10 protein-coding genes are annotated in these 11,072 nt (G+C 75.8%); 8 read left to right on the top strand and 2 right to left on the bottom strand.

The window, feature by feature from the left end; genetic code table 11:
* Positions 1-19 precede the first annotated feature (19 nt).
* The 8 genes from GTY84_RS05170 (at position 20) to GTY84_RS05135 (ending at position 9,152) form a co-directional block, all read left to right on the top strand.
* Positions 20-412: an STAS domain-containing protein gene (locus GTY84_RS05170; RefSeq protein ID WP_161224905.1), complete on the top strand. Its 393-nt coding sequence runs from the start codon at positions 20-22 to the stop codon at positions 410-412.
* Between the two features lie 191 nt (positions 413-603).
* On the top strand, positions 604-1,500 hold the full coding sequence (locus tag GTY84_RS05165; protein WP_161224904.1) for an STAS domain-containing protein: 897 nt from the start codon (positions 604-606) through the stop codon (positions 1,498-1,500).
* Positions 1,497-1,928 (top strand): STAS domain-containing protein, encoded by a 432-nt coding sequence (locus GTY84_RS05160; protein WP_161224903.1) that lies wholly within the window; start codon positions 1,497-1,499, stop codon positions 1,926-1,928. The genes GTY84_RS05165 and GTY84_RS05160 overlap by 4 nt, the downstream gene beginning before the upstream one ends.
* Positions 1,928-2,368 carry an anti-sigma regulatory factor gene (locus tag GTY84_RS05155; protein ID WP_161224902.1) on the top strand — a complete coding sequence of 147 codons (441 nt, stop codon included), beginning with the start codon at positions 1,928-1,930 and terminating at the stop codon, positions 2,366-2,368. The genes GTY84_RS05160 and GTY84_RS05155 overlap by 1 nt, the downstream gene beginning before the upstream one ends.
* Positions 2,368-3,429: a SpoIIE family protein phosphatase gene (locus GTY84_RS05150; protein ID WP_161224901.1), complete on the top strand. Its 1,062-nt coding sequence runs from the start codon at positions 2,368-2,370 to the stop codon at positions 3,427-3,429. Before GTY84_RS05155 ends, GTY84_RS05150 begins: the two co-directional genes overlap by 1 nt.
* Entirely contained in the window at positions 3,426-5,153 is a 1,728-nt protein-coding gene (locus tag GTY84_RS05145) for a SpoIIE family protein phosphatase (protein ID WP_161224900.1), read from the top strand. The genes GTY84_RS05150 and GTY84_RS05145 overlap by 4 nt, the downstream gene beginning before the upstream one ends.
* 246 nt (positions 5,154-5,399) lie before the next feature.
* Positions 5,400-6,776: an NAD(P)/FAD-dependent oxidoreductase gene (locus GTY84_RS05140; RefSeq protein WP_161224899.1), complete on the top strand. Its 1,377-nt coding sequence runs from the start codon at positions 5,400-5,402 to the stop codon at positions 6,774-6,776.
* A gap of 126 nt (positions 6,777-6,902) precedes the next feature.
* Entirely contained in the window at positions 6,903-9,152 is a 2,250-nt protein-coding gene (locus tag GTY84_RS05135) for an FUSC family protein (RefSeq protein ID WP_161224898.1), read from the top strand.
* A 227-nt stretch (positions 9,153-9,379) separates the two neighbouring features.
* Here GTY84_RS05135 and GTY84_RS05130 read toward each other — a convergent pair whose 3' ends face one another.
* Together GTY84_RS05130 and GTY84_RS05125 are read right to left on the bottom strand one after the other, a co-directional pair.
* On the bottom strand, positions 9,380-9,814 hold the full coding sequence (locus GTY84_RS05130) for a hypothetical protein (protein WP_161224897.1): 435 nt from the start codon (positions 9,812-9,814) through the stop codon (positions 9,380-9,382).
* A gap of 178 nt (positions 9,815-9,992) precedes the next feature.
* Positions 9,993-10,832 (bottom strand): DUF1206 domain-containing protein, encoded by an 840-nt coding sequence (locus tag GTY84_RS05125; protein WP_161224896.1) that lies wholly within the window; start codon positions 10,830-10,832, stop codon positions 9,993-9,995.
* Between the last annotated feature and the right edge of the window lie 240 nt (positions 10,833-11,072).

The raw sequence follows: 11,072 nt of genomic DNA, 5'->3' as shown, positions 1-11,072 counted from the left end.
TCGAACGCTGGAGGTACACGTGTCCCTTGCCCAGAACCCGCTGTCCGTCGATGTGACGCTGCCCCGGGAGGACGTCGCGCTGCTGAAGGTGGTGGGCTACCTGGACGTCGACACCGCCACCGAGTTCCAGCACCATCTGGCCAACCAGCTCCATCACGGGCGGCGCCACTTCCTGCTGGACCTCTCCCAGGTACCGTTCATGGACTCCTCCGGGATGAACATCATCCTGCGGGTCTACCAGGAGGCGCGCGATCTGCCGGGCAGTGTGCAGATCATCGCGCCGCCGCCCGCGGTGCGCCGGATACTCGACCTGACCGGCGTCAGCATCACGGTGCCGGTCTCCGGGACCGAGCGAGAGGCGCTGGCCCGGGTCGACGCGGGTCCCGCGGCGCCGCCGGAGGCGGGGGTCTGACCCCGTCCCGGACCGTCGTCCCCCGGCGCGGGGGACGGGGCACCGGCCGCCGGACGGCCCGGCCGGGCCCCGCGGGGGAGCAGGTGCCGTCCTGGGCGCACCGCCGCACGCGGTGGGCGCCCGGCAGAGTCACGTCGTCGTCTCCGAGCCCCCGGGCCGGTGCGGCGCCACGCGTACGAGGAGTGGAACAGGTGCCGGAGCAGGTACGGGGAACGGCCGGATCGCCGACGGACGAGCTGAAGGGGTTCCTGCGGCGCCGGCGTGAGCAGATCGGCCAGCGCTGGGCGGACGAGCCGCTGTTCCGGGCCGTGTTCACGCTCTCGCGGGACGAGGCGGTCGAGGCGGGCAAGTCCGTGGTGGACGCGCTGGCCCAGGTGGCGGACGCGGCCCGGGTGGAGGACCCGGACGCCGCCGGGTTCACGACCGTGCGCGAGCAGCTCGCCCGGATGGGCGTGGCCCGCTCCCGGGCCGGTCTGAGCACCGGCCAGGTGTCCACCGAGCTGGCGGCGCTGCGCCCGCCGCTGGAGAACCTGCTGCTCGCCGATCTCGCGGACGCCCCGCCGGAGCACGTCCGGGACTGCCTGAGCACGCTGAGCGTGCTGATGGGCACCCTGCGGGTCGTGGTGGTGCAGACGGCGCTCAGCGAGGGCCAGGCGCTCATCGACCGGCAGCGGCTGCAGCTCCTGGAGGTGGCCACCCCGGTGATCAAGCTGTGGGACGGCATCGTGGCCGTTCCGCTGATCGGGACGCTGGACAGCGCGCGCAGCCAGGTGGTGATGGAGACCCTGCTGGAGTCGATCGTCGAGCAGCAGGCGCGCTACGCGATCCTGGACATCACCGGTGTCCCGACCGTCGACTCGCTGGTGGCCCAGCACCTGATGAAGACGGTCGCCGCGGCGCGGCTGATGGGCGCCGAGTGCATCGTCTCCGGCATCCGCCCGGCCATCGCGCAGACCATGGTCCATCTGGGTCTCGACCTGGGCAACGTGGTGACCAGGGCGAGCCTGGCCGACGCCCTGGGCTACGTCCTGCACCAGCTCGGCGGCGGCATCGTGACCCCCGACCCGACGGGCCCGGTCGCCCGGTGAACGAAGCGCTTCCGGGGCCCTTCGCGGAGCCGGTGACGGGGCATGTGCCGGTGCTGCGGCTCGGTGAGGTGCTGCTCGTCACCCTCCAGGGCGACCTGCACGACACCACGGCGCGGCGGCTCCAGGACGACCTGGCCGGGACCATCGTCCGCAGCGGCGCCACCGGGGTGATCATCAACATCTCCGCCGTGGAGATCGTCGACTCCTTCCTCGGCCGGGTGCTGGCCGAGATCGCCGCGCAGACCGGGCTGCTGGCCGCGCGGACGGTGCTGGTCGGCATGCGCCCGGCGGTCGCCATCACCCTCGTGGAGCTGGGTCTGAACCTGCCCGGGGTGCACACGGCGCTGAGCACCGAGGCCGCGCTCGACCTGCTGCGCGCGCAGGCGCCCTCCTCCCGCTTCGGCGGTCTGAGCGGGGGGCGTCTCTGATGCACACCGCCGCGGGCGCACAGGCCCGCCTGCCGATCCGTTCGGACATGGATCTGGTGTGGGTGCGCCAGCACGTGCGGCAGTCCGCCGCACAGCTCGGCTTCGGTCTGGTGGACCAGACGAAGCTGATCACCGCGGCCAGCGAGCTGGCCCGCAACACGCTGGTGTACGGCGGCGGAGGATCGATGGAGACGGAGGTCGTCGCGGACGGACCGGTGCGGGGGCTGCGGCTCACCTTCAGTGACGAGGGTCCGGGCATCGCCGACGTCGAACAGGCGCTCAGCGACGGCTTCACCTCGGGCGAGGGGCTGGGCATGGGGCTGGGCGGCGCCCGGCGCCTGGTGCACGACTTCGCGATCGAGAGCGAGCGGGGCACCGGCACCACGGTGCGGGTCACCTCGTGGGTGGGCCGTCCGCCCCGTCCCCGGGAGGAGAGCTGATGCCCCGGGTGTGGGAGGTGCCGGTGCACGATTCGACCCGGGTGCGCGACGCCCGGGTGGCCGCCGAGCACGCGGCGGCGCGGGCCCGGCTGGACGAGGCGCGCACCGCCGCCGCGGCCCTGGTCGCGACGGAGCTGGCGACCAACCTGCTCAAGCACGCCGGGGGCGGCCAGGTCCTCATCGACGTGGTGGCCCCGCCGGTGCTCGTGGACGGGCGGGACGGGGCTCCGATGGTGCAGATCGCCGCCGTCGACCACGGGCCGGGCATCCCCGACGTGGCCGCCGCCCTGGGCGACGGCTTCAGCACCGCCGGATCGCTGGGCGCGGGGCTCGGCACCTGCGCCCGCCTGGCCGACGACTTCGATCTGCACAGCGCCCCGGGCGCCGGCACGGTGGCGCTGGCCCGGATCGGCGCGCCCCGGGACCGTACCGGGCCGTCGGACCCGGTGGCCGGGGTGCGGGCGGGCGGGGTGAACGTGCCGCTGGGCGGGGCGGAGTACTCCGGTGACGCCTGGGCGTGGGTGCGCGGCGCGGACCGGGCCACGCTGATGCTGGCCGACGGCCTCGGCCACGGCCCGGAGGCGGCCCGTGCCTCGTCGGCGGCGGTGGAGGCGCTGCGCGGTGCCGCGGCCCTGCGGCCCTCGGAGGCGCTGAAGCGGCTGGACGCGGCGCTGTCCGGCACCCGGGGCGCGGCCGTGGCGCTGGTCCAGGTCGATCCGGGGGCGGGCCGGCTGTGGTTCGCCGGGATCGGCAACATCGGGGCGCGGCTGTGCGCGGGCGGCGTCTGGCGCCCCCTGCTGTCGCAGCCGGGCATCGTGGGCGCGCACCGGCCCACGACCGTGCGCGACGAGGAGCACGCGTGGGCCGGGGACCGGATGCTGATCCTGCACAGCGACGGCCTGCCGAGCCGCTGGACGCCGTCGCCCGGCACCTGCGCCCCGGAGGCGGACCCGGCGGTGACGGCCGCGGTGACCGTCCGGGACGCCAGCAGCCGCGCCCGCCCGGTGCGCGACGACACCGCCGTGGCCGTCCTGGCCCCGACCCCGCCGGACCGCCGATGACCCGTACGTGGCAGATCACCGACGTCACCGACGCGGCGCGGGCCCGCATCGGCGCCACCCGGCTCGCGGCGGCCTGCGGAGTGCCGACGCTGGAGCGGACCCGGCTGGTGGCGGCGCTCGGCGCGCGGCTGCGGCAGTGCCTGGCCAAGGGCGGTGTCTGGCGCCTCGTGCTGGACACCGGCACGGCCCCGCCGGGCGGGCAGGGAACGCTGCACGCCGTGCTGACGCCGACGCCGGAGGCCAGTGCCGCCGGGGAGCCGCCGTGGCGGATGTCGGTGGCCTGCCCCGACCCCGCGGCGGTGGTGCCCGGGGGCGGCGCGGCGGCGGACGGCCCGGCCGCGCTGGCCCATGCGCTGCTGGGCGCCGACGAGGACACGGCGCTGGTGCTGGAGCGGCTCGCCGAGCAGGAGGGCCTGGTGGGCTTCCACCGGGAGGAGCTGCACCAGACCAACCAGGGCGTGGTGGCGCTCCACGCCGAGCTGGACGCGGCCGGGCGGGCGCAGCGGGAGGCGTTCGCGGCCGAGCGGGCGGCGCGCACCGAGGCGGAGAACGCGCGCCGCCGGCTGACGTTCCTGGCGGACGCGAGCGCCGTCCTGACGGCCTCGCTGGACCACCACGAGATCGTGCGGCGGCTGCCGGAGCTGCTGGTCCCGGAGTACGCGAGCCGGGTCGACGTCTGGCTCTTCGACGTGGGGGACGAGCGGGACGGATCGCCCGCGCACGCCGCCGCAGCGGTCCTCGCGGCCCGCACCGGGCGGCCCCAGTACGCGGCCGGACTGCCCGGCGGGCTGCCGGGCGTGGACGACCAGCCGCCCTCGGCGCTGTCCCCGGACCGGCCGCTGCTGTGCGTTCCGCTGCTCACCCGGCGGGCCGCGATGGGCGTGCTGACGCTGTCGCCGCCCGGGGAGCGCTGGGACCCGGACGACGCGGTGATGCTGATCGAGCTGACCCGCCGGACCGGCATCGCCATCGACCACGCCCAGCGCTACCAGCACAACCGCGACATCGCGGAGACCCTCCAGCGCGCCCTGCTGACGGAGCTGCCGGCGCCGCCCGGTCTCGGCCTGGCCGCCCGCTACCTCCCGGCGACCCACGGGCTGAACATCGGCGGCGACTGGTACGACGCGTTCCGGCAGCCGGACGGCGGGGTGGTGGTCGTGGTCGGCGACGTGACCGGGCACGGGCTGCGGGCGGCGGTGATGATGAGCCAGTTGCGGACCGCGCTGCGCGCCTACGCCGTCGACGGGGGCAGCCCGGGGCGGCTGCTGACGCGGCTGCACACCTTCCTGCACCACCTGCAGCCCGATCTGTTCGCGACCGCCGTCATGGCCCGCTTCCATCCCGACGGGCGGACCCTGACGTGGGCGGCGGCGGGCCATCCGCCGCCGGTGCTGCGCATGCCGGACGGCGAGGTGCGGCTGCTGGACGCCAAGCCGGGCGCGATGCTGGGCATTCCGCTGAACCAGGAGATCACGGACCACACGGTGCGGCTGGCGCCGGGCGCGACGCTGGCGCTGTACACCGACGGTCTGGTGGAGCGGCGGGCCCGGGGCATCGACCCGGGCATCGAGCGGCTCGCCGGGGTGCTGGGCTCCTTCGACGCGGAGCGGCTCGCCTCGGATCTGGAGGGTTCGGCGGACGGCATCCTGGAACCCCTGCTCAGTGACTCCGAACGCGACGACGACGTGTGCCTGCTCCTGTGCCACCTGCGCGGCCGGGACTGAGCGGCCGTCACCGCTCCCCCGGCCCCGCCGCGGTCCCCCGCTCCCCCGCCGTCCCGCCCGGCGATCCGCCGTCTTCCGGTGCGGTCCGGGCGGGAGCGGGGCATGGTGGTGCCCAGGGTGTGTCGCTGGTCCGGCGCGCCCGGCTCGCCGAACCGCGGCGCACGGGATGGGATCGAAGGTGCGAAGCGGCGCTCCCCGGGCAGGCGCATGGCGTGCCCGGGGGACCGCCCGGAGCCGCAGGAAGGGATGGACACCGTGACACGACCCAGGATTCTGGTGGTCGGCGCAGGTTTCGCCGGCGTGGAGTGCGTCCGCCGTCTGGAGCGCAGGCTCTCCCCCGAGGAGGCCGACGTCACCCTGGTGACGCCGTTCTCCTACCAGCTCTACCTGCCTCTGCTCCCCCAGGTCGCCTCCGGGGTGCTCACTCCCCAGTCGATCGCCCTCTCGCTGCGCCGCAGCAGCCGGTACCGGACCCGGATCATCCCGGGCGGCGCCATCGGCGTGGACCTCGGGGCCAAGGTCTGCGTGATCCGCACCATCACCGACCGGATCGTCGACGAGCCCTACGACTACATCGTCCTCGCCCCCGGCAGCATCACCCGCACCTTCGACATCCCGGGCCTCACCGACCACGCGTTCGGCATGAAGACCCTCGCCGAGGCCGCGTACATCCGCGACCACGTCATCTCCCAGCTCGACCTGGCGGACGCCAGCCAGGACCCGGCCGAGCGCGCCTCGCGGCTCCAGTTCGTGGTGGTCGGCGGCGGCTACGCGGGCACCGAGACCGCGGCCTGCCTCCAGCGGCTCACGCACGCCGCGGTCCGCCGCTATCCGCGGATCGACCCGGGCCTGATCAAGTGGCACCTCATCGACATCGCGCCGAAGCTGATGCCCGAACTCGGCGACAGGCTGGGGCGGGCCGCGCAGGAGGTGCTGCGCCGCCGGGGCATCGAGGTCTCGCTCGGGGTGTCCATCGCCAAGGCCGGGGCGGAGGAGGTCACCTTCACCGACGGCCGGGTGGTGCCCACCCGCACGCTGATCTGGACGGCGGGCGTGGTCGCCAGCCCGCTCATCGCCACGCTCGGCGCGGAGACGGTCCGGGGGCGCCTCGCGGTCGGCGCCGACCTGCGGCTTCCGGGCCACGACGGGGTGTTCGCGCTCGGCGACTCGGCCGCGGTGCCGGACCTCGCCAAGGGCACCGAGGGCGCCGTGTGCCCGCCGACCGCCCAGCACGCGGGGCGGCAGGGGCGCAGGGTCGCGGAGAACCTGATCGCCACCCTGCGCGGCCTGCCGACACGGCCGTATCTGCACCGGGACCTGGGGCTGGTGGTCGACCTCGGCGGCGCCGACGCGGTCTCCAAACCGCTCGGCGTGGAACTGCACGGACTGCCCGCCCAGGCGGTGGCGCGCGGCTACCACTGGTCGGCGCTGCGCACCCAGGTGGCCAAGGCCCGGGTGGCGGCGGACTGGGCGCTCAACGCCTTCGCCGGGGACGACTTCGTCCGCACCGGTTTCCAGGCCCGCAAGCCGGCCAAGCTGAAGGACTTCGAGTACACCGACGCCTATCTGACGCCGGAGCAGGTCCGCGAGCGGGTCGAGGGGTCCGGCCGGGCCCGGCTCTGACCCCCCGGCCGGGCCCGGCACCCGGCATGACATGCTGGCGGGCGGATCTCCGCGGCGCCGGACCCCGAGCAGGGGCCCGGGACGCACGGCCGCGGATCACCGCTGATCGGGAGGATGTACGGCGGCGTGAAGGCAGCGGGGCGCTCGGGGCGGACACGGCTGCGGGACAGCATCGCGGCGTACGACCCGGGGCTGCTGCGGCTGACCGCCGGGCTGCGCACGGTGGCCGCGATCGCGCTGACGCTGGGCGTGCTGGCACTGGCCGGGACGGACGTCAAGCATCTGGTGGCCGGGGCGATGGTGGCGATGGTGGCCACCTTCTCCATCCGCGAGAAGACGCCGGGCCCGCAGGCCGTGACCCTGGCCCTGGGGCTGCCCGTCGCCCTGGCCTCGGTGTCGCTGAGCACGCTGCTCGCCTCGCGGGTCGTGGTGGGCGATGTCGTCTTCATCGTCCTGATCTTCTGCGCGGTCTACTGCCGGCGCTACGGTGACCGGGGCACGGCGCTCGGGCTGATCGGCTTCCAGGTCTACTTCGTGTCGCTGTTCGTCGGCGCCGAGGCGGCCGGGCTGCCGGGGCTGTGGGGATCCATCGCCCTGGCCTTCGGCTGCAGCGCCGTCGTCCGGTTCGGGATCGTCCCGGCGACGCCCACCCGGGTGCTGTCCCGGCTGCGGCAGGCCTTCCGGGCCCGGCTGGGGCAGCTGATCTCGGCCCAGATCGAGCTGCTGGACGCCGGGCCCGACGAGATCGACCGGACCCTGCAGCGGCTGCGGGACGGCACCGCGCGGCTGCACGAGACGGCGCTGATGATCCAGTCCCGGCTGGAGGAGGGCACCCCGGACGCCTCCGTGGCGCGGCTGGTGCAGCGCCGCATCGCCGACGCCGAGATCGCCGCCGAGCGGCTCGGACTGCTGCTGCTGGGCGCGCGCAGCGCCGAGCGAGCGGACACCCTGACCCTGCACCTGCCCGGCGCGCCCGCCCCCGAGGTGGGCGGCACCCCGGCGCCCGGGGAGGCGACGGCGCTGCTGCGCCGGGACCTTCAGGCGCTGCGCGCCCTGGTGCTGCGGCCCCCCGCGGAGGCCCGCGGCACGGCGCTGTCCCAGTTGCGCAACCGGCTCCTGGGCTACCGCGACGAGGAGAACCTGCCCGAGGCGGCGGCGGCCACCCAGGACGTGTTCCGGGGCATCGGCGAGACGGCGCGCGCGGTGATGGGGCTGCGGATCGCCCTGGACGGGCCGCAGGACGAGTCCGACGACTCCCCCGCGACGACCCGGTCCCGGGAGGAACTGGACGCCGAGGACGCGGCCATCGACGCCGGGGAGGAGGCCGCCGCACCGCCGGAGGAGGAGACCGGGCTGCGGCGGCCGACCACGCGGGCGGCGGTGCAGGTGGCCGTGGGCTCCTCGCTCGCCATCGTGGGCGGCGAGCTGCTCTCCTCGCAGCGCTGGTACTGGGCGGTGCTGGCCTGCTGGATCGTGTTCCTCAACACCGCGTCCACCGGGGAGATCCTGGTCAAGGGCTACCGCAGGGTGCTGGGCACGGTGTTCGGAGTGGTCGCGGGCATCGTGCTGGCGGGGCTGGTGGGCCAGCACACCCTGACGGCGTTCGGGCTGGTGCTGCTGCTGATCTTCGCCATGTTCTACACGGCGCCGCTGTCGTACACGCTGATGTCGTTCTTCGTGACCGCGATGCTCGGACTGCTCTACACGCTGCTGCACACCTACAGCCTGTCGGTGCTGCTGCTGCGGCTGGAGGAGACGGTGCTGGGCGCGGCCTGCGGAATCTTCGCGGCGGCCCTGGTGCTGCCGGTGCACACCGACCGGCGGACCAACGAGCTGCTGGACACGGTGCTGGAGCGGCTGGTCGAGGTCACCGAGGGCGCCGTCGACCAGCTCAGCGGCGGCCCGGCCGCCGATCTGCTGGACACGGCGCGCGAGCTCGACCAGGCGCTGGGGGACCTGCGGGCCGCCACCCAGCCGCTCACGCACCCGATCACCCCGCTGCGCACCCGCCGGGACACCGCCCGGTACGTGGTGGCACTGCTGGAGACCTGTGCCTACCACGCCCGTTCGCTGGCGGCCACGGCCGAGCTGCTGCCCACCCATCCGTCGATCGCGGCGGACCCCCGGCTGCGGGGGGCGGTGCGGCGCACGGTGCGCAACATCGAGGCCATCGCGGCGAAGGTGGTCGACGAGGAGGCGGACACCCGGGTGGAGACGGGTCCGAGCATCGCGTCGCTGCTGGAACCGGACGTCGACGGCACACCCCGCTACGGCCGCATCACCGGCCGGGTGCTGCGGCACCTGGAGCGCCTGGACGAGGCCGTGACGGGCCTCGCCCGGCCGCTGGGCGTACCGGTGCGGACGCCGGGGCACTGAGGGAGGGGGCCGCGGCGCCGCCGGGGCGGCCGGTTCCGGACCGGGCCGGGCCGGGCCCGACGGGAGTACCGCGGGAGACCGCGGGCGTCGAGACCGTCGGCCATGTGGCCGGGCCCGGGAGCGGGCCCCGTCGCCGGAGCGGGGCTCCCGGCGCGCGGAGCGGGCCCCCGGCTGACGGGAGCCCTCGGCGGACGGCGGGAACCCCGGGGCGGGGGTCCGGCGGACGGTCAGAAGTCGCTGGGCAGCCCACTGGCCTCGGCGATCCCGCGCAGCTCCTCGTTCTGCACGTGCCGTTCCCTGAGGTAGGCCGCGATCTCGCCGAGGCGTTCGGGATCGGAGGCGGTGGCGGCGTCGGTGACGACACGCACCGGGCCGGTCTCGTCGGTGCTGATCTCGACGACCTCGTTGTCGAGCCGGCCGGTGACGGCGGTGGCGATGACCAGGGCGGCCTCGTCCCTGATCTCCTGGGGCAGGGCCTCGGCGCTGTCGCCGTCCAGCGAGAAGTCGATCGTCGGCATCTGCTGCTCGTCGATCGCCCGCAGCACGGGCTCGACCACGCTGAGCAGGAGCTGGTAGTCGTCGTTCTCCATGCGGATGCGCAGGAGGTCCAGGTAGACGTCCACGGGACGTCCGTCCGGCGGAGGAATCTCGTGTTCGTTCATCCCTGCCGTGTTCCCCCTGCGGCGCGGCTCAGACGCGGCGCGGCTCCCGGGCCGGGGCGGACCGGCCCGGCGCCGGGACGCGACCCGGTGGTCCGTGCGGCGCCGGGGCGGGCCGCGGCCGCAGACGCGCGGGCGGCTCGCCCGGGGCCTCAGACGCGCGGGCGGCTCGCCCGGGGCCTCAGACGCGCGGGCGGCTCGCCAGCACGAAGGAGAACAGGCCGGACAGGACGAGGCCCGCGGCGACGCAGGCGAGCAGCCAGGGGCCGAAGGGGGTGTCGGCGAAGGACCGGAGGGTGTCGTCCATCCCCTTGGCGCGGCCGGGGTCGTAGTCGACGGCGGCCCGCACCGCGAAGACCCCGGCGGCGGCCACGACCGCGCCGAGAGCGGTGCCGCCGCCGATCCCGGCGACATCGATCAGCCGCCGGGCGGGGCGGCCGAGCCCCCCGGTCCTCAGCTCCTCGCGGTAGCGGCGGCGCAGCGCCCGTACGGCGATCACGACGCCGACGACGACCACGGCGGCTCCGGCGACGCCGACGGCCCAGCGTCCCGCGGGTACCGCCATGACCCGTGCGGTGACGTCCCGGGACTGGCGGTCGCTGGAGCCGCCACCACTGGATCCGGAGCCCGCCGCGAAGGCGAGGACCTGGAAGGCGACGACCGAGGAGAAGACGCAGCGGGCGGCGGCCAGGGCCCGTTTCCGGGCCGTGCGTCCGTCCTCCCCGGCGGCGCCGAAGACGGTCTCCGACAGCCGCCACAGCGCCATGCCGACCAGTCCGGCGCCCAGCGCCCACAGCAGCAGGGCGCCCAGCGGCTTGTCCGACAGCTCGTCCAGGGCTCCGCCCCGGTCGGCCTGGCGGTGCCCGTCGCCGAAGGCGATGCGCAGGGCCAGCACCCCGATCAGCAGGTGGATCACCCCGCGGGCGGCGAGCCCGGCCCGGGCGGCTCCCTCGGTGGCCGGGCCCCGGGCCGCGCGGCGGGCCCGGACGGCGGTGTCGGGCGGCAGTGCGGGCGTGTTCATGTGGTCCTCCCCTCCCGAACCGCGCGTGCCCCCGCTCCGCCCGCGCACACCCGGGCCGGGGCCGCGCACGGGGAACGGCCCGCCCGGGGTGGGCGGGCCGTTCCCCGGACCCCTCCGGACGCTGACGGGCATCCGGGCGGGGGCAGGTGCTCACGCGTCGCGCGCGCCGGGCGCGCCGGGCGGTCGTCGGCCGTGGGACCGGTTCCGTCAGGGCCCGGTCGGCGGGCACGGCGCAGGTTG

Origin of the sequence: Streptomyces sp. SID8352, from assembly GCF_009862265.1 — a bacterium.
In the GTDB taxonomy this organism is placed as follows: Bacteria; Actinomycetota; Actinomycetes; order Streptomycetales; family Streptomycetaceae; genus Streptomyces.
This window is presented reverse-complemented; position numbering and strand designations above follow the sequence as displayed.